Here is a 23,988-nt window from a genome sequence, read left to right on the forward strand (position 1 = left end):
ACCATCGTAGTGCCCGGAACCACCACTGGTGGGGATGTGCTAGGACTTGTAACCTCTAACGGACTGTGCGCTTCATTGGATGTAACCGGTGCGCCTATTGTGGTAGAATCTAGTTTAAGCATCGATGATAATAATCTAAATAAAAGCTTAAAAATATACCCAAATCCCGTAATTGATGATTTAATTCTTAATAATTTGAAAGGGATTAACATAAAATCCGTTAATTTATACGATGTGTCAGGTAGAATTGTAAAAAGTATCAATTTAAACAACAATGTCCCAAATATTCGTATTAACATCTCGAATCTAAACACAGGCACCTATTTTATCTTAATAGATTCTGACATGGGGCAATTAAGAAAACAGTTAATGAAAAACTAATAAATTTATTTCAAAAAAAATAATATGGAAAAGAGGCTATCTTGGTAGACAGCCTCTTTTTATGCAACCTACCAAACAAATAATATTATATTTGAATCATGGTAATAAGCACTAATTTTTTAAAACTTAACAGAACTCCTTTACTATGGATTTTTTCCAGTGTTTTATTCTATATTTCTTTTGCTTACGATTTGGTTAGAACAGATTACTTAAAGCTTTTAATGCTTTATTCTGCATTGTTTTTTCTATTTTATAAATTGGTTCAAATTTTAAAAACGCAGCTTATATTTTTAACTTGGTTAGCCTTTTTATTTAGAGCTATTTTTATTTTAGCCATACCAAATTTGTCCCAAGATTTTTATCGTTTTATTTGGGATGGCAGAATGCTTTTAGAAGGTTTAAACCCCTATTTGCATACGGTAGAAGCATTTATTAGCGTTAGCGAATTCCCCGTAGATCAAGCCCAGGAACTTCACCGAGGCATGGGAGCGCTTAATGCAAGTCACTTCACCAACTACCCACCTATAAACCAATTATGTTTTGTTATTGCTAGTATGTTTGCAGGAAAAAGTATTTTGGGTTCGGTTGTGGTGATGCGCTTTCTTATCATTTCTGCCGATTTTGGCACTCTTTTTTTTGGAAAGAAGCTTTTAGAAAGGTTAAATATCCCTGTTCATAATATCTTTTGGTATATTTTGAATCCCTTTATAATTATTGAATTAACGGGCAATCTTCATTTTGAAGGTGTGATGATTTTCTTCTTGATTTGGAGTTTATATTTATTGCATTCAGGTAAATGGAAAATAGCTGCTGTTATTTTAGGATGTTCTATTTCAGTAAAATTGATTCCTTTAATGTTTTTACCTTTGTTTTTTAAGTGGTTTGTGAAGCATGAAAATGTTTCGACTGCGCCAAATCTTACAAATGACGATGAGATTATTTCGTCAACTTCTCCTCGCAATGACGTAATACGAGTTTCTGTTTTTGCAGGATTAACAAAGTTAACTGGGTTTTATGCCATCACTTTACTAACTACTGCCTTATTCTTTCTTCCATTTTACTCAAAACAATTCATAAGCAATTATGCGAAAACCGTTGGTTTATGGTTTCAGGATTTTGAATTTAATGCTAGTTTATATTATATAGCCAGAGAAATTGGCTATCAATTTAGAGGCTATAATGAAATTGCTACTATTGGTAAAATAACACCTGTTTTGGTTGTGCTTTTTATATTAAGCATGGCTTTTTTTAGAAAAAACAAAAACACAATTCAACTTATTACCAGTATGCTACTGGCTTTATCATTTTATTATTTTACGGCAACCACGGTTCATCCTTGGTATGTGGCAACACTTTTAATTCTATCTGTATTTACAAATTATAAATTCCCTCTGGTTTGGAGTTTTGCTATTATACTAAGTTATTTGGCTTATATGAATACCAACAATACAGAAAACCTTTGGATTCTTACGTTGGAATATACTATTGTTTATAGTGTATTTATTTGGGAGGCTTTTATAAACAAAAAAAAGGCTGTTAAAAGCCTTTTTTAATGTCAGTTCAAGCGTAATAGACATCTGTTAATACTCTAGATAAAATAGGTTTCGACTGCGCTCAACCTGAAATAATATTACTTTTTAAATACGGATTCTGAGTTTTTAAAACTCTTGAATTCCACCATATAATCGTTTGGGTCTTTTACAAAAAACGACACATGTTCTCCTGTTTTACCTTCTAAAAACTTTGAGTCTGTAACCAAATCAAGCTTTTGTTGTTTGCATGTTTCGTAAATTCGTTCCCAATCTTTTAACTCTACAATCACACCAAAATGAAACGAGGGTAATATCTTCCCTTCGAAAACATAATTAGGACTGTTAAAGTTAAATTTTTCAGCCTTTATAAATGTTATTTGATTGCCAAATAAATTGATATCGACCCAACTTTGTGTTTTCCTTCCTAAGGAAGCGCCCATATTTTCAACATAAAAATTTTCTGTGCTTTTTATGCTCAAACAAGGCAACGACATATGAAATGATGCGCCCATAATATAATAGGATTAAAGAGGTTTTAAACTTTCAACTCTGTAAATTACAAAATCTTCGTCTTCATCTTCAAAATCTTCAACAAAAGTTATTCTAAAACTTTTGTCAATGTAACTTTTGTCGTTCTTTAAATCGTATTGTTTTAATACTCTTGGGTGTACTTCCTCGAATACTAATTCTTCTCCATTTTCAAACCAAAACGTAAAGTAACCGTTTTTGTAAGACTTAAAAACAGCTGTTCTCATAGCTAATATCTACTTTGAATTAATCAATATCATCATCTTCGTCATCCTCATCGTAATCAGAATCGGCATCATCCATATCAGCATCGTCGTCGTCGTCGCCATCATCATCCATACTCGGTTTTTTAACAACCACATCATCATCGTCGTCGTCATCTAAATCAGCATCAGCATCATCTACTTTTACTTCTTCAAAATCTTCAGTAGCATCTGAATCATCATCACCGAAATCTTCCATAGCTTGAACAAGGCGCTTACCAACTTTAACTAAGTAAATAGTATCATCTGTTCTAACCTCTACAGCTTCTATAATTTCATTTTGTGCATTTCTAAAAGAAATCACATCGGTTTCATCGTATCCATCAGGAAACTTTTCAACAAGAAGATTTAATATATCTTCATTTAGTTTTTTGTAATCTACAATTTTCCGTAACATTTTTATTTGGGTTGAGTTATTGGTCTAACAAATATGCAAAAATTAATGGTGCAACAATAGTTGCATCACTTTCTATGATGTATTTTGGAGTATCAACATCTAATTTACCCCATGTAATTTTTTCGTTTGGAACAGCCCCAGAATAAGAGCCATAGCTTGTTGTTGAGTCACTTATTTGGCAAAAATACCCCCAAAACGGGATGTCGTGCATTTCCATATCTTGGTAAAGCATTGGCACGACGCATATTGGGAAATCGCCCGCAATACCACCACCAACTTGGAAGAAACCTACACCTTTACCACCAGAATTTTTAGGGTACCAATCTGCCAACCACATCATGTATTCAATACCGTTTTTGGTAGTTGTTGGTTTAAACTCCCCTTTAATACAATACGATGCAAAAATATTACCCATGGTACTATCTTCCCATCCTGGAACTACAATTGGTAAGTTTTTTTCAGCAGCAGCAACCATCCAAGAATCTTTAGGGTCAATTTCATAATACTGCTCTAAAACACCTGAATTTAGCATTTGATACATAAATTCGTGAGGAAAATAACGTTCACCTGCTTTATCAGCTTTATTCCAAATATCGTATAAATGCGATTGTAAGCGTCTAAAAGCTTCTTCTTCAGGAATACACGTATCAGTAACACGATTGAAATGATTGTCTAACAAATCTCTTTCTTCTTGTGGCGATAAATCTCTATAATTTGGTACTCTTTTGTATGAATTATGAGCCACCAAATTCATGATATCTTCTTCAAGGTTTGCCCCTGTACAAGAAATGATATGAATTTTATCTTGACGAATCATTTCTGCCAACGATTTTCCTAACTCTGCAGTACTCATAGCGCCAGCTAAGGTTACCATCATTTTCCCACCTTCTAACAAATGGGTTTCGTAGCCTTTTGCTGCATCAACCAAAGCAGCAGCGTTAAAATGTAAATAATTTTTTTCTATAAATTGTGATATAGGTCCTTTAGTACTCATCGTCGTCATTAAATTTTGATGCGTTATTTTTTTGTTTTGAATTATCGTAAGCATTATCATAATCATCGCCTACTTCTTGATCCATAAATTTATAACTTAACATTTTATAATACAATTTTGCGGCTAAAAAATCGGAAGATTTTTGTTTTACGCTTGGGCATAAATCAACTATATCAAACCCAACTACATTTTTTTCAGCAAAAACTTGCTTTAAAAAATCTAAAGTTTCGTACCAAAACAGACCACCTGGTAAAGGTTCTGGTACATTTGGCATGATGGAAAGATCTAAACCGCTTAAACTAAAGTTAATAAATACAGTATCCGTCATTTGGTCAATAGCAGAGTCCATCCACGTATCATCAACCGCCATTTCATGTGCAAAATAGGTTTTATCTGGATCTGCAATTGTTTTTTCATTCGCACTCATCGAGCGAATACCCACTTGTATTAAATTGGTTGTTTGGCTTGCTTCATGCAATGCACAAGCATTATTTACAGATTCACCATTATGATTTTTACGCAAATGCGCATGCGCACCAATGTTTAAAACCGTTAAACTTGAAAACATTTCGTTAAAAGCACGAATGGTTCCTATAGAAATAGCATGTTCGCCACCAAACAAGGTTACAAACTTATTTTTCTTAATATATTTTTTTGTGGTTTGGTGAACAGCATCAACCAATGCTTCAGGCGACTCATTATCATCAACAGCATCGGCTAAATGAATACCTTGTTGGTAAACCTCAGTATCTGTTTCTATGTCATACAGTTCCATGTTACTTGAAGCTTTTAAAAAGGCTTCTGGCCCTTTTTGAACCGTACTAGTTGCATCATAAGGCACCGGTATTAAAACAATTTTAGACTGTTCTAATTTTGAAAATTCCTCTGGTATACCAGCATACGTGTTATTTGTCATAACCTAAAATTTTAAGTAAGTCTTCACTTTTTTGTTGTTCACTAAATAATTCGGTTGTGATGTTTCCATCTGCATCCCTATCAATTAAAATATGTTTTGGCATGGGTATTAAGCAGTGTTGTAAACCACCAAACCCGCCAATAGTTTCTTGGTAAGCACCTGTATTAAAGAAACCAATATATAATGGTTTTTCTTTATTGTATTTTGGCAAATAAATAGCGTTCATGTGCTGTTCACTATTATAATAATCGTCACTATCACAGGTTAAACCACCTAATAAAACGCGTTCGTAACTTTCGTACCACCTGTTAATGGGCAGCATAACGAAGCGTTTGTTTATAGCCCAAGTATCTGGTAAGGTTGTGATGAAAGATGAGTTAATCATATTCCACTTCTCACGATCATTTTGCTGCTTTTGGTATAAAACCTCATAAATTGCACCACCACTTTCACCTACTGTAAAACTTCCAAATTCTGTAAAAATATTTGGCACTTCAACTTCCTCTTCCTCACAAACCAATTTAATTTGATTCAAGATTTCATTAACCATGTATTCATAATCAAAATCGAAAGCCAATGAGTTTTTAATAGGGAATCCGCCGCCAATATTCAAACTATCTAAAGTTGGGCATATACGTTTTAAGCTTGTGTAAACCTTTAAACATTTCGCCAACTCGTTCCAATAATATGCATTATCGCGAATACCTGTATTGATGAAAAAGTGAAGCATTTTAAGCTTAATTTTTTTGTTTTCTTTAATCTGACTTCTGTAAAAAGGTAAAATATTTTTATAACCAATACCTAAACGTGAGGTATAAAACTCAAATTTCGGTTCTTCTTCCGAAGCAATTCTAATACCAATATTAAACTTTCCTTTTATTTCTTTTGAAAGCAAATCAATTTCCTCGTAATTGTCAATAATGGGGATACAGTTTTTGTGTCCGTTATTAATCAATCGCGCAATGTTAGAAATGTATTGATCCCTTTTAAAACCATTGCTAATCACATAAGTTTTATCGGTAATTTTACCTTCAGCTTTTAAGCTTTCAACAATATCAATATCAAAAGCAGACGATGTTTCAATATGTATATCGTTCTTTAAAGCCTCATCAAGCACATGCTTAAAATGCGAACTTTTAGTACAGTAGCAATAACTATATTTACCTTTATATTTATTAGCTTTAATAGCTTTATCAAACCAACCTTTTGCCCTATTAATATTGTTCGATATTTGTGGTAAATACGTGAATTTTAAAGGTGCTCCATATTGTTCTACCAATCCCATAAGGTCAATGCCATGGAACTGTAAGTGTCTGTCTTTTAGATCAAATTCTTCTTGAGGAAAATAAAAAGATTGATTAATTAAATCAATGTATTTGGTATTCATTCTTTATTTTTAGATGTAATAGTTTCATATTATTTTTTTAAAGTTAAGAAACATTCGTTTCTATACAAATTATATTTACTATTAATCAAATTCGGATGGGACTTTGTGTAGTTGCAACAAAGCCATATATATGCTGGCTACCAGCAATAGTATAAGCAGAAGTTAGCTCTAAAATTCGGTTACTTTTTCTATAAGCTGCTTTTGAAAATAACTTCTTAAATTTCAAAAACCCGAACATATAAACACGTCTCAATTTGTTCAGCAATTACATTACAAATGAAATATAAAAAATTTAATTATAAAGTAATTTAGATTTTTTTTTTAGTTTTTTTTTGAAATGGATTTTGGGCGTTACCCACAAGGGGTCGGGCTTTACGTTTCAAGTCCTCGCTCCTGCGTCGCTGTGGGCTTTCCACTGCAATCCCTAACGCGGATATGCCGTAAAACAAGTTAGCTTTTAGCAAAAGTGATATATAGAAAATATAGCGTGTTTTTTTACAGAAAATAATTTTATATTTACGGGATAATGGTAGCAATAAACTTAGTGTATTTTGGCTTATTTATGGATATTAGTAAGGTTTGTATATCAAGAGATGGCAAACATTTGACAGCACTATGTATAGGAATAATATTAATTCTTTATTATTTAAGTAATTTCAAATTTCACAACTAAAAAGATGAGTCATGAGAGAAGGTGATAAACCTAGAGCGGTACCCGATATGTTACATCAAGTAATATTTCATCCAGATATTAAAATGGCTCAGATATCTTATGACACACTTTATATTAATCTACAATCAACAAAAATTAATCTGACTCCTGATTTTCAAGTATTAGAGTGGAGTTCGCAAACGTTTTACAGACTTGATAAAAGGAAAGTTGTTCTAATTATGAGTGATAATGACATACCGAAATTTATGGAAGGTCACAACAACATCGAAATAGCAAGTAGAACTAGATTAACCTTACATTATCGAACAGCTAAATTCCGATCTTCCAACTGGGTGATTTTTGCAACAATAACGGATATATTTAGAGTTAGAAAAGGCGTAGATTTAACTGAACCAAGATTTAAAATGGAAAAAATTAAATTTTAGAATTTAACGAAAACAAACTCAAGAAGAACACAACCATGAAACAAAAACTATTACTAACTCTAATACTAATTTTCACAATTAAAACATTTTCTCAAGACTCAAAATTAAGTCTAGAATTAAGTTATCCAGTACCAATTGATGAAAATTTTATCGGACAAAATTATAACGGAATTGCAGACTTAGGACTTAAATATCACTTCTCGAATTTAGAATTACTAAATATAGGAATTGGAGTAAACGCCGGAATGTATAAAAACACAAAAAACGACAGAGTTCAACCTTTTGACGTTACAACATATATATTTAGTCCTAAAATATTTGCAGAACTAAACTTAAAACCACTCACTAAGCTTCATCCAACTATAGGAATTGGTTACTCTTTTATAAATGCGAATTCGACTGATGTTGAAGGCTTTAACATAGAAAACTATAGTTCTATCAGTTCAAGCGAAACCGAAAGCGGAATGAATTTGAATTTAGGAATAGCTTATGATATAACAGATAAGATATTCGCCCAAGTTCAATATGATTTTATTAAAATAGGAGTTAACAAGGATGTACCTGATATAAAATATAATACGAATATAAATATTTTGAAAATTGGTTTGGGTTACCGATTTTAAAAAATATTGCTTCTTTTAGCTAAACCAATCTCAATTCTGTGATTTGAGGAATGAAACAAACAATTAACAAAAACGATAAAAACTTAAGAATTCTGAACAAGCTAATTGTTAATGGATTCTATAATGGGTATGTCGAAACTGAAAAGTTTGAATTAATACGAAATCATTTCCCTAATAATTACAGACTAATCGGAATTTTAAATGACACAGGAAATTTCGATTTGAAGTTTGACTTCAAATCAACAATGAAAATTCATGCAAAAATTTTATTCGTACTCGGTTTTCTGATTTCTATAATCTCGCTGATTAAAGGAATTTGGATTTTACCAATTTTATTTGTTGTTTTCGGACTGATTATGTTTACAGACTTCAAACTAAAACAGAAAAAAGAAATAAATATATTTACAGACAAGCTTTTGGAATTTCATAAAACCGAAAGCAACTGAAATATAAAACCAAAACCCAACTAAAGCATTTTCAAATTATTCAATTCTTGCTCGGTTAAATGTTTCCAATGCCCACGTGGTATATCTTTTTTAGTAAGTGGTCCAATAGCAACACAATCTAAACTAACAATTTCGTATTTAAAATGATCGAAAATAGTACGAATTAACGTATTCCCTATATTCTTAATTTTTAAACCTATTTGGTTTTTAGACTCCCCATCAATATAGCTAATCTCTTCAACCGAAATAAGTTTACCTTCCACTTTAAAACCAGCTTGAATGGCTTTTAAATCGTCTAGCTTCAAATTTTTATCTAATTCAATTTGAAACAACCTCGCCACCCCATTTTTAGAATTGGTGAATTTTGCAGCTATAACATCATCGTTTGTAAACAACAACAAGCCTTTCGAGTTTCTGCCCAAACGCCCGATTGGTTTTATTCTAGAAGTAGTCGCATTCGCCACCAAATCCATGACGGTTCTACCTTTACCTTCGCTAGTAGTGGTCGCAAAACCTTTAGGTTTATTTAGTAAAACGTAGGCTTTTTTCTCTGGGTTAATACGGGCACCATCGTAACGCACTTCATCATCAAGCTTCACTTTATAACCCATTTCGGTAATTACTTTACCGTTTACGGTTACAAGACCTGTGGCAATATGCACATCGGCTTCTCTACGAGAACACATACCTGAATTGGCAACGTATTTATTCAAACGAATTTCGTCTGGGTTAGATGGCTGTTTTTTTGATGGTGGATTTACATTTCTTATAGGCGCATTTCCTCTGGCAAAACTTTTCCCTTTTGAAGCGCTACCACCTCTACTGGTATTTTTACCGTTACCATTTTGCTGTCCTCTTCCTGAAGGTTTCCCTTTTCCACTTGTTCCTTGCGTTCTACTCATCACTTTTATTTTTTGCAAAGATACTTTTAAAATTTACGATTTACGATTTTTGATTTACAGATTTTATAAAATCCTATTCAATAATAGGTTAACATCTATCAATAAAATACTAAAAACCCCCAAAAGAATAATAAACTTTAAAATATTATGCCCGATTAGATAGTGTAATTTGGTTTTAGAACGCCAGAGCAATACCAAAAAAACCACTAATAAAATAATACTTAAATAGAAATAGACATACATATAACCTATTTCGAATTTATACAATAACAAATAAATGGGTATGAGTGTTAAAATAGATAATGCGGTAAGCATTTTTTTGGAAACATTTTCGCCATAAACAATGGGAATGGTATGGTAATTTAGGGTTAAATCGCCTGTAATATTCTCCAAATCTTTGGTAAGTTCTCGCATCGAGATAAGTAAAAACAAGAAAATAGCATGTACAAAAATGACAGTTTCGAAATTTTTATAATACATGAAAATGGCAAAAAATGGTGTAATGGTTAAAATTGCCGAAGTTAAATTACCCACAAAAGGCATTTTTTTCAATTTATGCGAATAAAACCAAATACCAAAAATATAAATGGAGAAGAAAACAACGGCTTTAAAAGACACGTAACTGACCATGATAACCGCTAAAAAATTCAAAACAAAATAAAAAGACAATTTGGTGTTTTGATTCACCAATTTATCCAATTTCGATTTTAATGGACGATTGATTAAATCTTTCTCTGAATCGTAAAAATTATTGATAATATATCCTCCAGCAATGGTGGCCGATGAAGCCAAAACCAGTAAGAATAAATTAATATCTAAAACAACATGCCGTAGTGGTTTATCGTGCGCCAAAATATAAATAGACGCTAAATATTGAGCGATTACAATAATTAAAATATTGTAACCTCTAATAACAGAAAACATACTGAAAAACTTAAGAAGTATGTGCTTTTGCTTTCTGGATAACATGAAAAACTATTTTGGTAAAATTCTGAAACACGTTCAGGATAACAAAAGTGAATTAAAAATTATAAACAACTTCTAATTTATAATCTTTTAATGCTTGTTTTGCCTTATTTATATCTTCAGTAAAACCTAAAATATAACCACCACCGCCAGAACCACAAAGTTTCAAGTAGTAATCGTTGGTTTCGATGCCTTTTTTCCACAGTTCATGAAACTGAACAGGAATCATGGGTTTAAAGTTATTCAAAACCACTTTTGATAATTGCTTCGTGTTTTTAAACAACGATTTGATATCGCCTTTTAAGAAATCATCTACACAAGCATCGGTATGTTTTATAAACTGGTTCTTAAGCATATTCCGAAATCCTTCCTGCTTCATATTTTCCATAAAAATACTCACCATAGGTGCCGTTTCGCCTATAATACCACTATCTAATAAAAACACAGCTCCTATTCCATCAACTTTTTGCGAAGGAATTCCTGTTGCTTCAATATTATCTTTTGAATTTATAAGGATTGGAATACTTAAATAACTATTTAAGGGATCTAAACCTGAAGATTTTCCATGAAAAAAAGACTCCATTTCAGAAAAAATTGATTTTAAAGTCAGTAATTTTTCTCGGGTTAAATTCTCTAAAACCGTAATTTTGTTGTGAGCATAATTGTAATAAATAGCCGCAACTAATGCTCCACTACTACCAACACCATATCCTTGTGGGATAGACGAATCAAAATACATACCCGCCTCTACATCACTCTTTAAAGCCTCAATATCAAACGTTACTAATTCAGGATTTATAGCTTCAAGGTAAGTAACAAAACGTTTTAAACTTTCGTTAGATTTAATTGCAGCTTCCGATGGGTTTATATCTGTTTTTAAAGCCCCATTATAAAAATTATAAGGTATAGATAATCCTTTGGAATCTTTAATGATTCCATACTCACCAAAGAGTAAAATTTTAGAGTAAAATAATGGTCCTTTCATATAATTCAATTGATAATTAACAATTAATAATTGAAAATTATTTTTGTTTTGATGTTTTTATGATACTTGTAAGAAGTTTTAAAATTTCTTTTATATCAACCTGAATACTAATATACTCAGAATTATTCAAATAACTTGTTTCTTTAAGCAAATCTATCCAATACTCTGTTTCGTTTGCTTCTTTTAAAGCAATTGACAACTTATGGATAAAATCGGCTTTACTTTCTGCATGCTCAGCTTCTCTAACGTTTGCTCCAATTGATGTTCCGGAGCGTAATAATTGTTTTGAAAGCACAAACTCCTTTCTATCTTCAACTAAAAACTTATACAAATTTACAACTCTAACAGCAAATTGATAACTTTTAGTTCTAATAATATTTCCATCCTTCATTATCAATTATCAATTTTACATTGTTAATTGTTTGGCTCCAAAACCAATTTGGTCGCAAATATAATGAGCGTTTTGACAATATGCAACTAATTCATTTTTAATGAATTCCAAAACTTCAAACGACTCATTTTTTGGATATAACACATGAACGTTTGCGCCAGCATCTAAAGTAAAACTAATATGCAGACCCGTTTCTTGACGGAACTTCCAAATTTTATTAATAATTTCTAGAGTGTTTGGTTTCATTAAAATGAAATACGGCATGCTGGTCATCATCATGGCATGAAGGGTTAAGGCTTCACTTTCTATTAATGCGATAAATGCGTCTAAATCTCCAGATTCTAATATAAGTTTTAACTTTTCAAGGTTATCATGCGCTTGTTGAAACCTGTTTTTTGCATACGGATGGTTATGCATTAAGTTATGACCAACCGTGCTACTTACCTGTTTTTCACCTTTATCAACCAGCAATATGGTATCTTGATATTCTTTGAAGTTTTCATGAACTTTATAAGGATATTTTACACCAAACAAATCACTGCTACCGTCAATAGCATTGGATTGTCCCCAAACAATTAAATCGCCTTCAATACTTCTACAGGCAGACCCAGAACCTAAACGCGCTAAAAAGGATGCTTTTTGGTTGAAAAAAGATTCTGTTATTTCTGTAGCCAATTGTTTTTCAATACTCATTAAACACAAAGCCAAAGCGCTCATACCACTTGCAGATGATGCAATTCCAGAACTGTGTGGAAAAGTGTTTTTGGTTTCAATTTTAAACTTGTAATGCTTTAAAAAAGGCAAATAGCCTTCAACACGCTTAAAAAAAGTTTCAATTTTTGGTTTAAAATCATCCTTCTTTTCGCCATCTAAGAATACTTCAAATTCAAAATCAGAAGCATGTTCATTTTTTGAAAAAGTTAAAGTTGTGATTGTTTTACAATTATTCAGCGTAAAACTTATGGATGGGTTTTCTGGAATTTGGTCTTTCTTTTTTCCCCAATATTTTACTAATGCAATGTTACTGGGCGATTCCCAAGTTACTTTGCCATTTTCAATGGTATTTGAATATGCTTTTGGAATAAATTGTTGTTCAGTCATTTCTTAATTTTCAGCAGACAAAGATAATAGTTTTACCATGGTTTTATAATTTCTTGAGGTGCCAACAACGTTTAATTTGCGCTCGTAAGTATTCATATTGAATTTTGTGCGTCCATAACCTGTTGAACAACAAAAGTAAATACAGTCGTTTTTAATGATAATTTCTTCATTTTCATAAGCTATTTTATCAACTTCTTTTACCAAATTAGAATCTGGAATTTTATTAAGCATTATGAAATAACTTTTTTCCTTTTTTTCTTCTGATAACGGGCAATTATCTAAAATTACTTGAAGCTGTTTGTTAGTTTTTATAATCACTGAAACTTCAAAACCAAAATGATTATAAATACTTTTTTGAATTATTTTCTCCAATTTGGAAATTTCTATAGAAGATTGAAAAACAACATTACCACTTTGTATATATGTTTGAACGTTTTGAAAACCTGTTTTAGTTAACAAATCACGGAACTCTATCATGGAGACTTTTTTATGTCCGCCAACGTTAATACCTCTTAATAAAGCGATATAGGCTTTCATTGCGAAATAGATTTAGCCACGATATAAGCCCCAGTCCATGCATTTTGAAAGTTAAAACCGCCTGTAATAGCATCTACATTAATAACTTCACCTGCAAAATAAAGGTTTTTACAAAGTTTACTTTCAAAGGTTTTGAAGTTGATTTCTTTTAAATCGACACCACCAGCAGTTACAAACTCTTCTTTAAAGGTGCTTTTTCCATCTACTTTAAAAATGGCTTGGGTAAGTTGTGAAGCCAATGCTTCTAATTGGCTTTTATTTAAATCTGCCCATCGGGTTTCTTCATTCATGTTTGAAGCTAACACTAATTTTTGCCAAAGCCGTTTTGGTAAGTCGAATTGCGTAGATTTGAATACTGTTTTTTTTGCTAAATCGTGTTTTAATTCTTTTAGAATTTCTAAACAATCGCGAAAAGCCTGTTTTATAAAATTGATTTCAATCTCGAATTTATAATCTCGGTTTGCTAATTCTACGGCACCAAAAGCTGATAGTTTTAAAATAACTGGCGCACTCATACCAACATGGGTAATAAGCAAAGGGCCTTCACTCCATAAATTGGTTCCTAAAACTTTGACCTCAACATTTTGAGCAACAACTCCTGGAATATCTTTTATCCGTTCATCATTAATATCAAAAGTAAACAATGAAGGAACAGGTTGTGAAATGGTATGCCCTAGCGCTTCTAAAAGATTCCAGATTTTCGGGTTGCTGCCAGTAGCAACGAGTAATTTTTCGCAAGTAAAGAATGAATCTTTAGTTGAAATTTCAAAACCTCTCGACTGCACTTCGACAAGTTCAGTGTGACTAGATCGTGGAGAAATGGCTGTTACACTTTGGTTATATAAAATCTGAACGTGATGTTTTTTAGCTTCATTTAAAAAGCAATCAATAATGGTTTGAGACGAATTGGAAACGGGAAACATTCTGCCATCATCCTCTATCTTAAGCTCAACACCTCGTTTTTCAAACCATTCAATAGTATCGCCCGTCATGAATTGATGAAAAGGACCTAATAATTCCTTTTCACCACGAGGATAATTTTTTATTAATTCTTGGGGAATAAATTCGGCATGGGTTACATTACATCGTCCACCTCCAGAAACTTTTACTTTTTGTAAGCCTTCGCTTCCGCGTTCAAGAATGGTGACTTTCAATTTTGGATTTTGTTCGGCAATGTTAATAGCTGCAAAAAAACCCGCAGCACCACCACCAACAATAATCACATCCTTTTGAATCATAATCTATCAGGAAAATCGGAAATAATACCATCTACACCATACGATTTAATTCGTTTTATAGGTTTTAAATTGTTTACCGTATAAGTGAACACTTTAAAATTTTCTTTTAAGTTCTCAACAATTTCTTGTGTTAACATGGTATAATCTATATGAATTGATACCGCATTTATTTTTTTGGCAAAAGCTACAGCATCTTCTAAATTGGTATCGACCAATACGCCTAAAGGTATATTTTTGTTGGTATTATAAACGGTTTCCAGCAATTCTTTTTGAAAACTAGAAACTATAATGTTTTTATAATCCCACCCTTTTTTTTCAATAAAAAAAGTAATTAACCTACTGGCTTCCTGCGCTGTATCATGCCCTTTTAACTCGATATTTACCAGACATTTATTGTTTACAAAGGTTAAAACTTCCGATAAGGTTGGAATTTGACAACGCCCTTTAACCTCAACTTGCTTTAATTGGTTCAGGGTGTGTTTAGAAACTTCACCTGTTCCATTCGTCATTCTATCAATTGTAAAATCATGAAAAACTACCAATTGCCCCGAAGCACACCTATGTATATCTATCTCAATCCCATCAACACCTAAAGACAATGCTTTTTTGATAGATTCAATCGTATTTTCGGCCAAATGCCCTTTTGCTCCTCTATGACCAATAATCAACATATTTTTATCCAATTAAAATTTTATTAAAATAACTCGGTAAATTTAGCACTATTAAAACAGATACTAATGCATAAATAATATTTCTTAATTATTTTAAGCATAATCTTTCCTTTTTTATTTTGAAATAGGCCGCATCAAACCCTCCTGTGCTACCGATGCCACTAATTTCCCATCTCTAGTAAAAATATTCCCTCGGGCAAAACCTCGGGCGCTGGAAGTGCTTGGAGATTCCATGGAATATAGTAACCAATCATCAAAATCGAAATCCCTAAAATACCACATGGAATGATCCAAACTCGCCGTTTGTGTATTGCCCCAATGTGCTTTACTGGCATGCGGATTGAGTGTAGAACCTAAAATATTATAATCTGAAATATAGGTTAAAATCTGTTGTTTTGTGGCTAAATCTAAATTTTTAGCATCACCCTTTAGCTTAAACCACACATCGCTAAAAGGCGGTAAATCTTTCTTATCGAATGGATTTACAACAACTGTTGGTTTAAATTCAACAGGACGTTCAATCTCTAAAAACGCTTTCATGCTTTTTGGTAAGAAATCTCCGGATTGCTCAAGAATATCTGTCCAACCCAATAATTCTTCTGGTTGTTTTATGTTTGATTTTATTTCTATTTGATGATTATATCCAGCTTCTTTTTTATGGAACGATGCCGATAATATAAAAATAGTGCGTTCTTTTTGATGCGCTGTAACACGACGCACCGAAAAACTACCTCCATCTCTAACAATACTTACATTATAAGTAATAGGCAGTTCCAAATTTCCAGCTTCCAGAAAATAGGAGTGCATGGAGTGCAACACCCTATTATTGTTAATGGTTCTACTAGCCGCATTTATAGCTTGTGCCAATACCTGACCTCCAAAAACTATGGGGCTACCAATAGTTTTACTTATGCCATTAAATTCGGTTTCACTAATTTTTTCAAGAACTAATAGGTTTAATAAATCGTTTACAGAAGTCATAAAATCACTTTAATTTCGAATAATTATTAACAAAAGTACAAGAGATAAATTTTTAAAAATAATTATTTGCTCTTTTATATTCTATTATTCTGTTAAATGACTCAACTTTTCAATATTGGTGTGGTGTGAAAATTGTTCTAACAACAATTTTAACTTCGGATTTATAAACGTTTCACAAAATGGTTTTTCAGGATTTTTTTGATAATAATTCTGAACAGCTTCACGCGATGCTTTAAAGGAATGAAATGGGTACACTTTTGTGATTAATTTATTATCAAATTCCTTTTGAAAGCTTTTGATAATAGCTTCGGATTGTGAATTATGGTCTTCTGAAAACGTATAAATTGCCGAACGATATTTGGTTCGCATGGAATGATTACTGGTGCTTTTATGCGTATACAAATGAATTTCAATAAGTGTTTCCAAAGAAATCAATTCAGAATTAAAATGAACAATAACAGCTTCTGAAAATGCATTATTTCCATCAACTGATGACACATAACCCTGTTCTACATTTTCAACACCAATTAACGATTGAAAAACAGCTTCGGTACACCAATGGCAGCCACCTCCCAAAGCTATTTTTGAAATTAATTCCATTGTAATTCCTTACGCTCGTTCCAATACCAAGTTGGTTTTACTTCAAAACTTTTTAATTGATTTAATTCGTCTTCGGTTAAAACGAATAATCCTACTTTTAAATTTTCTTGCAATTGAGTAACGGTACTCGCACCGCTTAACACCATACTTTCAGGAATGGTTTTAGCACAGAATTGTAGCGCAATGGCATCTACACCAACGCCGTATTTTTTTGATAAGCTTTCAAGTACGTTATAAAAATCGGCATATTTAGGATAATTTGAATTTCTAAAAATCCGTCCATTTGCCAAAGTTTCTTTTAAAATTAATTTTTTACCCTCCTGCTTTAAAGTATCTGCAATACTTAAAATACTTTGGTCTAAAATATTATAAGTGCTTTGAAAGGTATCAAATAAAGATTTACCTTCAACAACAACATCCAATGCTTTTTTAATAACTTCTACCTGATTTTCGCCTGTGGTTGAAATCCCCATTTTCAAATTGAATTCACTTTTCAAATAGGCCAGTTCATTTAAAACCGACTCATTTTCTAACACACCCGTTTCTAAAGTAGCCGAATGAATTTGGTAAGTAGTTAAAAAAGGTAACAATTTTTTAGAAACTTGCCATTGCTCTTTTAATTTAGAAATGCTGTGTTCCTTCACTTCGTGAACTGTCGCATTTTTATCAAAATTTGCTGTATACGTGTAGCCCCATTTGGTAGCCACTTTTATACTTTTATCATTTTTGGTTGTTAACCATTCAATTAACAAATCTTCTGCCAATCCATAACCTGGTGCCGTATCAAAATAGCGTACACCCAAATTATAAGCTTCATCTAGTACTTTAAAACCATTAGCTTTCAGTTCGTTTACATCGCTTTTCGCAACAGTATTGGTTCTCACATTAATATAATGCAATCTTCCAATAGCCGCCATTCCTAATCCTAAATTCACTTTTTATTTTTATTAAATAACATTATTTATGAACTACACGACAACATAGAACAACCTACTTTATGGCGTGCCCAATCGGGACGTTTGGCAAACCATTTTTCATGTTCTGGCTGCTCATTATACGGGTTTTTTAGCAATTGAAATAAGTCGTCAATTAACTTATAATTACCTTTATCGGCATCATCGATCGCTAATTGTGCCATATAATTTCGCAACACATACTTGGGGTTCACCAAATTCATTTTTTCTTTTCTTTCTTCAGAAGTTACTTCTTCTCGAGATAGACGTTCAGCATACTTTTCAAACCAAGTATTCCATTTTTGTTGAATGTCTTCCGTTATTTCTTCTGAAATGTAAAAAGCATCTTTAACAACTTTTATACCTTCGGAAGCTTTTTCATTATTGAAATCGCTTAATTTCCGAAAGAAAATAGTCATATCCGTTTCCGTTAGCAATAAATTATTTTCCAAATCTTTAATTAAAGCTACATCCGAATCATCTTTAATTAACAATCCCAATTTTGAACGCATCATCTCTAAAAATTTCACTTCAAAACCTGTTTTGTATTCATCTAAAATAGCCTCAAGCCCATCTGTTTCTTCAATTAATGGATACAAAGCGTTTGCTAATTTATACAAATTCCACAATCCTATATTTGGTTGATTGCCGTAACGGTAGCGTTTATGTTGGCGATCGGTCGTGTTGGGTGTCCAGCCATAATCGAAACCCTCCAACCAGCCATACGGACCATAATCGATGGTTAGACCAAGAATAGACATATTATCGGTATTCATAACACCATGCACAAAACCCACGCGTTGCCAGTGGATAATCATATCCAAAGTGCGTTGGGAAACTTCACTAAAAAACGCCAAATAGGTTTCTTTTGAAGGCTCTCCTAAATGAGGGAAAAAATGTTTAACCGTATAATCTACCAAAATTTTTAATGTACTAAAATCTTGTCGGGCAGCTAAAATCTCATAATTACCAAAACGCAAAAATGATGGTGCTACTCTACAAACAATGGCTCCTTTTTCGTATTCTGGATTTCCATTATACAATACATCACGCAACACTTGGTCGCCAGACAATGCCAACGATAAAGCTCTGGTTGTTGGAACGCCTAAATAATACATGGCTTCGCTACATAAATACTCACGTATAGACGAGCGCAATACCGCAAACCCATCGGCAGTTCTGGAATACGGTGTTGCTCCTGCTCCTTTTAATTGAAGTGCCCAACGCTTATTTTTATGTGTAACTTCGGCTAAATTTATAGCACGGCCATCGCCCAATTGTCCTGCCCAATTCCCAAATTGATGGCCGCCATAACACATGGCATAGGGTTTTGTATTTGGCAACAGTGTATTTCCTGTAAAAATTTTTAAAAAAATATCGCTTTGCGAATCTTCTTTAGAAAGCCCCAAATTTTCAATCATTTCGGGAGATACATGAAGTAATTCTGGCTTTGAAGTTCTTTTAGGATGTACATATGAAAAACAGGCCTTTTCAACCTGCCTTCTTGAATTTTCCAGAATAGGATCTGCTGGTAATTCTTTATTAAATGTATCCTTTATGTTTAAGTTTATCATTTTAATCTATCTCCGTACAATTTTCTAAGTTTTGCCAATTTCGGCGTAATTACAAAACTACAATACCCTTGTTCCTTGTTATTTCTATAATAATCTTGATGATAGTCTTCCGCTTTGTAAAATGTTGCTAATGGACTAATCTCGGTTACAATAGGGTTATCGTAATATGCTGCTACTTTTTTTACAACTGCTTCGGCTATTTTTTTTTGATTTTCATCATGAAAATAAATTACCGAACGGTATTGCGTACCTACATCGCCTCCTTGCTTGTTTAAAGTTGTAGGATCGTGTGTGGTCATGAAAATAACTAAGATATCTTCATAGGAAATAACATCGACATCGAAAGTAATTAGAATAACTTCAGCATGTCCTGTTAATCCAGAACAGATTTCTCGATACGTGGGATGCCCTGGAACATTACCTCCAGAATAACCCGACTCCACTTTCTCAACCCCTTTTACTTCTTGAAACACTGCTTCGGTGCACCAAAAACAGCCGCCACCCAATGTGGCTAATTCTAATTTTTTATTTATCATTACTTCGCTTCCTTTCCTGTTTCTAACACCATAGACTCTGAATTAATGCAATATCGCAACCCACTAGGTTCTGGTCCATCTGGAAACACATGCCCCAAATGCGCATCGCAGGTATTACACATCACCTCAACACGCACCATCCCAAAGGCCATATCTCGTTCGTACTTAATAGCGTTTGGTTTAATGGGCTGTGTAAAACTAGGCCAACCGGTACCTGAACTAAATTTAATAGTAGAATCGAACAACGGTGTGTTACAACACACACAATTGTATTGTCCTTCATCATAAATACTACAAAGTTCACCACTATGCGGACGTTCTGTACCTTTTTGTCTTGTAATACGGAATTGTTCTGGGGTTAATTGAGATCTCCATTCAGCTTCGGTTTTTTCAACACGACGGTCTGGAGTTGGATTTCCTTTTACTGAAAAATTAATAACTTCTTTCCAAGTAATCATATGTGTTTTATCTTTCTTTTAAATTATAATATATTTCAAACATAAAGTAAGTCGTAATTTCCGTTTAAACCTAACTATTTATTAAATCATACAGTTAATGCATAAATAAATTGGCTTTCAAGATTTAAAACCACTTAAAAAAGTCTTTATATTGTCTATAGATGGATCTAAGGTTTATGCCATAGAATTTAAATGCATAGATTTTCATATTCAAAGTTCTGTTAATTTTAATAACTCCACAACTATTTTTCCAGCCTAAAATAGTAAGTCCACAATGCTATTGAATGCCTATTGAGAGAATAATATATAAAAAAACCACTAATTATCCAATTGACAATTAGTGGTTACTATTATACTTTAATCAAATTTTTGATTGGTTAAGGAGACGATATTTTCAACTAGACCCCTTAAATTAATTGTGACTTACCTATCTTCTTATAAAACAATTAAATTTCATTTGAAGGTTTGCCTATGGTTGCCAAAATACCACCATCAACATAAACAACGTGTCCGTTTACAAAATCACTAGCTTTAGAACTTAAAAAGATAGCTGCACCTTGTAAATCTTCAGGATCTCCCCAACGACCAGCAGGTGTTCTGCTAATAATAAATTCGTTAAAAGGATGTCCGTCCACACGAATTGGAGCTGTTTGACTGGTTGCAAAATAACCTGGCCCAATACCATTAGTTTGAATATTAAACTTAGCCCATTCTGTAGCCATATTTTTGGTCAACATTTTTAGACCTCCTTTTGCTGCTGCATAAGCACTTACTGAGTCTCTTCCTAACTCACTCATCATAGAGCAAATGTTTATTATTTTTCCTCCACCTCTTTTTATCATGCCTTTAGCTACGGTTTTGGAAACGATAAATGGCGCCACTAAATCTACTTGAATTACCGCATTAAAATCTGCTACTTCCATTTCTATCATTGGGGTTCTTTTAATAATTCCTGCATTATTAATTAAGATATCGATTGGTCCCACTTCAGATTCTATTTTATCAACACTCTCTATAACCGCCTTTTCATCGGTTACATTGAAAACATAACCATATGCCTCTATGCCTTCCGATTTGTATTCTGCCATGGCCTTATTTATAGCTTCTTGAGACAAATCATTAACTACTATTTTTGCTCCAGCATGCCCTAAACCTTTAGCCATTGCCATTCCTAGCCCATGAACTCCTCCAGTTATTAAAGCTACTTTTCCTGTTAAATCAAATAATTTTATTGACATTTTTATTTATAATTTTATAATTATTATTCTATTTTAATTCAGTTATTTTACAAACATCCATATCGCCATAATCTAAATTTTCTCCTGCCATACCCCAAATAAAAGAGTAGTTACTTGTACCTGAACCTGAGTGAATAGACCATGGTGGAGATATTACAGCTTGATTGTTTCCCATCCAGATATGTCTGGTTTCTTGTGGTTGACCCATAAAATGGCATACTGCTTGACCCTCTGGTATTTCAAAATAAAAATACACTTCCATTCTACGATCGTGCACATGTGCTGGCATGGTGTTCCAACTACTTCCTTGTTTTATAGAGGTCATTCCCATTTGTAATTGACAAACATCGACAACACTGTTCACTATATACTTTCTTAAAGTTCTGGCATTGGCTGTTTCTGGTGCACCCAATTCGATAACTTCAACATCCTTAATCCCTATCTTTTTAATTGGATATGCTTTGTGTGCAGGTGTTGAGTTTAAATAAAATTGTGCAGGACTATTGGAAGATTTACTAGAAAATACAACTTTTTCATTTCCTTGACCAACATATAATGCTTCTTTGTTTTCTAGAACATATTCGGTTCCATCAACAGTTACACTTCCTGTGCCTCCAACATTTATTATACCTAGCTCTCTTCTTTCTAAAAAGTAGGGCGCTTTTAATGGATCTATTGTTAATAATTCGATTGCTTTATTTACTGGTAAAACTCCTCCAGTTATAAATCTATCATAATGTGAATAAACCAGATTTAACTTATCTGATTCAAATAAATTTTCAATTAAAAATTCGCTTCTTAATTGATTCGTATCATAAGCTTTAACTCCTTGCGGACTTGACGCATAGCGCGTTTCGTAATTAATTGACATTGTATTATGGTTTTAAATTCTATTATTTATATTTTCAACAATTGTAAGAGCCTACAAAAACAGCTCTTCAGTGTTTTACTCTTTAACAACTACTGGGTTTAAATTTTCATCTAAAGGATTCATATTTGGCATTAACAAATGTACGAAACCTAAAATAATAAGGTATAAAGAACCTGCTACCAAAAATGCCCAAAAGAATCCCTCTTTTTGAGTTGTATCTAATACAGAACCTAAAGCGATACTGCTTATAAATCCTGCAAATCCGCCAACCATTCCACCGATACCTACAACAGATGCTGTTGCTTTTTTAGGAAAAATATCTGACACTAAAGTAAATATATTTGCAGACCAAGCTTGGTGTCCTGCGGCTCCAAGACCTATTAAGCAAACGGCTACCCATTTACTATCTGTAAATGCTACAAAACAAACTGGTAAAATAATAATTGCACAAATTAATAAGGTCATTTTTCGCGCTTTGTTTACCGACCAACCTTTTTTCATAAACGTACCAGAAAGCCATCCACCTAAAATACTACCGGTGTCAGCTAAAAGATATATCACTAAAAATGGCATGCCCATTTCCTTAATTTTTACATCAAAGTTTTCAGCTAAAAATATAGCTCCCCAGAATAAATAAAACCACCAAACAGCATCGGTAACTTTAGCTAAAGAAAATGCCCAAGTTTGACGTTTTCCAAGAACACTTTTCCATGGTAATCGCTCTTCGTTTTCAACTTCAGAATCACTTAATATATAGGCTAATTCTTCTTTAGAAACTTTTGGATGTACTTCAGGTTTTTTATAGGTACGTATCCATAAAAACACCCATATGGCACTTAACAAACCTGTAATTAAAAAAGGGATTTGCCAAAGTTTTAATTCTCCAACACCTCTTTCGCCTCCTGTCCAATACACGATGCCACCAATTACAAATGGTGCGGCTATAGCACCTACACTTGTTGCAGCATTAAAAATTCCAGTAGCAAATGCCCTGTCTTTTTTCGGAAACCATTCGGCTGTTGTTTTTATAGCTGCCGGGAAATTTCCTGCTTCTCCAATACCTAAACCAAAACGAGCGAGTACAAACCCAATAAAACTAAACCCTTTGCCCACGGCTGCATGTAACATTCCAAACAAACTCCAAATTCCAATAGAAAGTATGTATCCTTTTTTAGTTCCTAATTTATCGATAAGACCTCCCATAATTAACAAACCAAACATGTATGCTAATTGGAAAGACCCCACAACTAACGAATAATCTTGTTTAGTCCAATCAAACCATTCAATTAGTTCGGGAGACATTATCCCCATTAAACTACGATCAAAATAATTAATGGTAGTTGCGAAAGCTAACAGCGCTAGTATCCGGTATCTGTAAGTCCCTATTTTTTTTGGTTCACTCATAATTTCATTGTTTAGTT

The 23,988-nt window shown here is 33.0% G+C and carries 27 protein-coding genes; 4 read left to right on the forward strand and 23 right to left on the reverse strand.

Annotation, left to right across the window (positions count from 1 at the left end):
- Both EV196_RS10780 and EV196_RS10785 read left to right on the forward strand, forming a co-directional pair.
- Positions 1–381, forward strand: a 381-nt coding sequence (locus EV196_RS10780) for a T9SS type A sorting domain-containing protein (RefSeq protein WP_132217774.1), incomplete at its 5' end; no start/stop codon positions are given.
- Between the two features lie 98 nt (positions 382–479).
- Positions 480–1,934 (forward strand): mannosyltransferase, encoded by a 1,455-nt coding sequence (locus EV196_RS10785; protein WP_132217775.1) that lies wholly within the window; start codon positions 480–482, stop codon positions 1,932–1,934.
- Between the two features lie 77 nt (positions 1,935–2,011).
- Here the strand turns inward: EV196_RS10785 and EV196_RS10790 are convergent, their stop codons facing one another.
- The 6 genes from EV196_RS10790 to EV196_RS10815 are packed head-to-tail and all read right to left on the reverse strand — an operon-like array spanning position 2,012 to position 6,398.
- Positions 2,012–2,425 carry a VOC family protein gene (locus EV196_RS10790; RefSeq protein WP_132217776.1) on the reverse strand — a complete coding sequence of 138 codons (414 nt, stop codon included), beginning with the start codon at positions 2,423–2,425 and terminating at the stop codon, positions 2,012–2,014.
- Positions 2,426–2,437: 12 nt separating this feature from the next.
- Positions 2,438–2,668 carry a hypothetical protein gene (locus EV196_RS10795; protein WP_132217777.1) on the reverse strand — a complete coding sequence of 77 codons (231 nt, stop codon included), beginning with the start codon at positions 2,666–2,668 and terminating at the stop codon, positions 2,438–2,440.
- A 19-nt stretch (positions 2,669–2,687) separates the two neighbouring features.
- Positions 2,688–3,101, reverse strand: a complete 414-nt coding sequence (locus tag EV196_RS10800; protein WP_132217778.1) for a DNA primase — start codon at positions 3,099–3,101, stop codon at positions 2,688–2,690.
- Between the two features lie 16 nt (positions 3,102–3,117).
- Positions 3,118–4,095 (reverse strand): deoxyhypusine synthase family protein, encoded by a 978-nt coding sequence (locus tag EV196_RS10805; protein WP_132217779.1) that lies wholly within the window; start codon positions 4,093–4,095, stop codon positions 3,118–3,120.
- On the reverse strand, positions 4,085–5,011 hold the full coding sequence (locus EV196_RS10810; RefSeq protein WP_132217780.1) for an arginase family protein: 927 nt from the start codon (positions 5,009–5,011) through the stop codon (positions 4,085–4,087). Before EV196_RS10810 ends, EV196_RS10805 begins: the two co-directional genes overlap by 11 nt.
- A complete protein-coding gene (locus tag EV196_RS10815; protein WP_132217781.1) occupies positions 5,001–6,398 on the reverse strand; it encodes a type III PLP-dependent enzyme domain-containing protein in 1,398 nt (465 codons plus the stop codon). The genes EV196_RS10810 and EV196_RS10815 overlap by 11 nt, the downstream gene beginning before the upstream one ends.
- Positions 6,399–7,082: 684 nt before the next feature.
- On the opposite strand from EV196_RS10815, the gene EV196_RS10820 reads away from it, so the two are divergent.
- Positions 7,083–7,496 carry a hypothetical protein gene (locus tag EV196_RS10820; protein ID WP_132217782.1) on the forward strand — a complete coding sequence of 138 codons (414 nt, stop codon included), beginning with the start codon at positions 7,083–7,085 and terminating at the stop codon, positions 7,494–7,496.
- A gap of 35 nt (positions 7,497–7,531) precedes the next feature.
- Positions 7,532–8,119, forward strand: a complete 588-nt coding sequence (locus EV196_RS10825; protein ID WP_132217783.1) for an outer membrane protein — start codon at positions 7,532–7,534, stop codon at positions 8,117–8,119.
- Positions 8,120–8,585: 466 nt separating this feature from the next.
- On the opposite strand, the gene EV196_RS10835 is transcribed toward EV196_RS10825, so the two are convergent.
- From EV196_RS10835 to EV196_RS10915, 17 genes are all read right to left on the reverse strand, one after another.
- Positions 8,586–9,467 (reverse strand): pseudouridine synthase, encoded by an 882-nt coding sequence (locus EV196_RS10835; protein WP_132217785.1) that lies wholly within the window; start codon positions 9,465–9,467, stop codon positions 8,586–8,588.
- Positions 9,468–9,530: 63 nt separating this feature from the next.
- A complete protein-coding gene (locus EV196_RS10840; RefSeq protein ID WP_132217786.1) occupies positions 9,531–10,436 on the reverse strand; it encodes a geranylgeranylglycerol-phosphate geranylgeranyltransferase in 906 nt (301 codons plus the stop codon).
- Positions 10,437–10,488: 52 nt separating this feature from the next.
- The gene (locus EV196_RS10845) at positions 10,489–11,418 is read right to left on the reverse strand and encodes a mevalonate kinase family protein (protein ID WP_132217787.1); all 930 of its coding nucleotides are present in this window, start codon (positions 11,416–11,418) and stop codon (positions 10,489–10,491) included.
- Positions 11,419–11,455: 37 nt separating this feature from the next.
- Positions 11,456–11,809 carry a four helix bundle protein gene (locus EV196_RS10850; protein WP_132217788.1) on the reverse strand — a complete coding sequence of 118 codons (354 nt, stop codon included), beginning with the start codon at positions 11,807–11,809 and terminating at the stop codon, positions 11,456–11,458.
- A gap of 15 nt (positions 11,810–11,824) precedes the next feature.
- The gene (mvaD, locus tag EV196_RS10855) at positions 11,825–12,910 is read right to left on the reverse strand and encodes a diphosphomevalonate decarboxylase (RefSeq protein WP_132217789.1); all 1,086 of its coding nucleotides are present in this window, start codon (positions 12,908–12,910) and stop codon (positions 11,825–11,827) included.
- A gap of 3 nt (positions 12,911–12,913) precedes the next feature.
- The gene (locus EV196_RS10860) at positions 12,914–13,447 is read right to left on the reverse strand and encodes a DUF1697 domain-containing protein (RefSeq protein WP_132217790.1); all 534 of its coding nucleotides are present in this window, start codon (positions 13,445–13,447) and stop codon (positions 12,914–12,916) included.
- Complete coding sequence (locus EV196_RS10865) at positions 13,444–14,685, reverse strand: BaiN/RdsA family NAD(P)/FAD-dependent oxidoreductase (protein WP_132217791.1); 1,242 nt, start codon at positions 14,683–14,685, stop codon at positions 13,444–13,446. Before EV196_RS10865 ends, EV196_RS10860 begins: the two co-directional genes overlap by 4 nt.
- Positions 14,682–15,356, reverse strand: coding sequence for a glycerophosphodiester phosphodiesterase (locus tag EV196_RS10870; protein ID WP_132217792.1), 675 nt, complete (start codon positions 15,354–15,356; stop codon positions 14,682–14,684). Before EV196_RS10870 ends, EV196_RS10865 begins: the two co-directional genes overlap by 4 nt.
- Positions 15,357–15,470: 114 nt before the next feature.
- A complete protein-coding gene (locus tag EV196_RS10875) occupies positions 15,471–16,337 on the reverse strand; it encodes an acyl-CoA thioesterase (protein ID WP_132217793.1) in 867 nt (288 codons plus the stop codon).
- Positions 16,338–16,421: 84 nt separating this feature from the next.
- Positions 16,422–16,937 carry a peptide-methionine (S)-S-oxide reductase gene (locus tag EV196_RS10880; protein ID WP_132217794.1) on the reverse strand — a complete coding sequence of 172 codons (516 nt, stop codon included), beginning with the start codon at positions 16,935–16,937 and terminating at the stop codon, positions 16,422–16,424.
- Positions 16,928–17,872: an aldo/keto reductase gene (locus EV196_RS10885; RefSeq protein ID WP_132217795.1), complete on the reverse strand. Its 945-nt coding sequence runs from the start codon at positions 17,870–17,872 to the stop codon at positions 16,928–16,930. Before EV196_RS10885 ends, EV196_RS10880 begins: the two co-directional genes overlap by 10 nt.
- 26 nt (positions 17,873–17,898) lie before the next feature.
- Positions 17,899–19,461: a protein adenylyltransferase SelO gene (locus EV196_RS10890; protein ID WP_132218081.1), complete on the reverse strand. Its 1,563-nt coding sequence runs from the start codon at positions 19,459–19,461 to the stop codon at positions 17,899–17,901.
- Positions 19,461–20,000 carry a peptide-methionine (S)-S-oxide reductase MsrA gene (msrA, locus tag EV196_RS10895; protein ID WP_132217796.1) on the reverse strand — a complete coding sequence of 180 codons (540 nt, stop codon included), beginning with the start codon at positions 19,998–20,000 and terminating at the stop codon, positions 19,461–19,463. Before msrA ends, EV196_RS10890 begins: the two co-directional genes overlap by 1 nt.
- Entirely contained in the window at positions 20,000–20,458 is a 459-nt protein-coding gene (msrB, locus tag EV196_RS10900; RefSeq protein WP_132217797.1) for a peptide-methionine (R)-S-oxide reductase MsrB, read from the reverse strand. Before msrB ends, msrA begins: the two co-directional genes overlap by 1 nt.
- Before the next feature lie 446 nt (positions 20,459–20,904).
- Positions 20,905–21,696, reverse strand: coding sequence for a gluconate 5-dehydrogenase (locus EV196_RS10905; protein ID WP_132217798.1), 792 nt, complete (start codon positions 21,694–21,696; stop codon positions 20,905–20,907).
- 28 nt (positions 21,697–21,724) lie between these two features.
- The gene (gene kduI / locus EV196_RS10910; RefSeq protein WP_132217799.1) at positions 21,725–22,567 is read right to left on the reverse strand and encodes a 5-dehydro-4-deoxy-D-glucuronate isomerase; all 843 of its coding nucleotides are present in this window, start codon (positions 22,565–22,567) and stop codon (positions 21,725–21,727) included.
- A 75-nt stretch (positions 22,568–22,642) separates the two neighbouring features.
- A complete protein-coding gene (locus EV196_RS10915; protein ID WP_132217800.1) occupies positions 22,643–23,971 on the reverse strand; it encodes an MFS transporter in 1,329 nt (442 codons plus the stop codon).
- Positions 23,972–23,988: the final 17 nt, after the last annotated feature.

The sequence above is a fragment of the Mariniflexile fucanivorans genome, assembly GCF_004341235.1.
Classification (GTDB): Bacteria; Bacteroidota; Bacteroidia; order Flavobacteriales; family Flavobacteriaceae; genus Mariniflexile; species Mariniflexile fucanivorans.

Excerpts from the sequence above, each read along its gene's own strand:
- EV196_RS10880 (WP_132217794.1), bottom strand. The coding sequence starts at position 16,937 with ATGGAATTAATTTCAAAAATAGCTTTGGGAGGTGGCTGCCATTGGTGT.
- msrB (WP_132217797.1), bottom strand. The coding sequence starts at position 20,458 with ATGATTACTTGGAAAGAAGTTATTAATTTTTCAGTAAAAGGAAATCCA.
- EV196_RS10875 (WP_132217793.1), bottom strand. The coding sequence starts at position 16,337 with ATGACTTCTGTAAACGATTTATTAAACCTATTAGTTCTTGAAAAAATT.
- EV196_RS10865 (WP_132217791.1), bottom strand. The coding sequence starts at position 14,685 with ATGATTCAAAAGGATGTGATTATTGTTGGTGGTGGTGCTGCGGGTTTT.
- EV196_RS10825 (WP_132217783.1), top strand. The coding sequence starts at position 7,532 with ATGAAACAAAAACTATTACTAACTCTAATACTAATTTTCACAATTAAA.
- EV196_RS10905 (WP_132217798.1), bottom strand. The coding sequence starts at position 21,696 with ATGTCAATAAAATTATTTGATTTAACAGGAAAAGTAGCTTTAATAACT.
- EV196_RS10820 (WP_132217782.1), top strand. The coding sequence starts at position 7,083 with ATGAGAGAAGGTGATAAACCTAGAGCGGTACCCGATATGTTACATCAA.
- kduI (WP_132217799.1), bottom strand. The coding sequence starts at position 22,567 with ATGTCAATTAATTACGAAACGCGCTATGCGTCAAGTCCGCAAGGAGTT.
- EV196_RS10860 (WP_132217790.1), bottom strand. The coding sequence starts at position 13,447 with ATGAAAGCCTATATCGCTTTATTAAGAGGTATTAACGTTGGCGGACAT.
- EV196_RS10835 (WP_132217785.1), bottom strand. The coding sequence starts at position 9,467 with ATGAGTAGAACGCAAGGAACAAGTGGAAAAGGGAAACCTTCAGGAAGA.
- EV196_RS10805 (WP_132217779.1), bottom strand. The coding sequence starts at position 4,095 with ATGAGTACTAAAGGACCTATATCACAATTTATAGAAAAAAATTATTTA.
- EV196_RS10785 (WP_132217775.1), top strand. The coding sequence starts at position 480 with ATGGTAATAAGCACTAATTTTTTAAAACTTAACAGAACTCCTTTACTA.
- EV196_RS10800 (WP_132217778.1), bottom strand. The coding sequence starts at position 3,101 with ATGTTACGGAAAATTGTAGATTACAAAAAACTAAATGAAGATATATTA.
- msrA (WP_132217796.1), bottom strand. The coding sequence starts at position 20,000 with ATGATAAATAAAAAATTAGAATTAGCCACATTGGGTGGCGGCTGTTTT.
- EV196_RS10845 (WP_132217787.1), bottom strand. The coding sequence starts at position 11,418 with ATGAAAGGACCATTATTTTACTCTAAAATTTTACTCTTTGGTGAGTAT.
- EV196_RS10850 (WP_132217788.1), bottom strand. The coding sequence starts at position 11,809 with ATGAAGGATGGAAATATTATTAGAACTAAAAGTTATCAATTTGCTGTT.
- EV196_RS10790 (WP_132217776.1), bottom strand. The coding sequence starts at position 2,425 with ATGGGCGCATCATTTCATATGTCGTTGCCTTGTTTGAGCATAAAAAGC.
- mvaD (WP_132217789.1), bottom strand. The coding sequence starts at position 12,910 with ATGACTGAACAACAATTTATTCCAAAAGCATATTCAAATACCATTGAA.
- EV196_RS10795 (WP_132217777.1), bottom strand. The coding sequence starts at position 2,668 with ATGAGAACAGCTGTTTTTAAGTCTTACAAAAACGGTTACTTTACGTTT.
- EV196_RS10915 (WP_132217800.1), bottom strand. The coding sequence starts at position 23,971 with ATGAGTGAACCAAAAAAAATAGGGACTTACAGATACCGGATACTAGCG.
- EV196_RS10870 (WP_132217792.1), bottom strand. The coding sequence starts at position 15,356 with ATGTTGATTATTGGTCATAGAGGAGCAAAAGGGCATTTGGCCGAAAAT.
- EV196_RS10815 (WP_132217781.1), bottom strand. The coding sequence starts at position 6,398 with ATGAATACCAAATACATTGATTTAATTAATCAATCTTTTTATTTTCCT.
- EV196_RS10810 (WP_132217780.1), bottom strand. The coding sequence starts at position 5,011 with ATGACAAATAACACGTATGCTGGTATACCAGAGGAATTTTCAAAATTA.
- EV196_RS10840 (WP_132217786.1), bottom strand. The coding sequence starts at position 10,436 with ATGTTATCCAGAAAGCAAAAGCACATACTTCTTAAGTTTTTCAGTATG.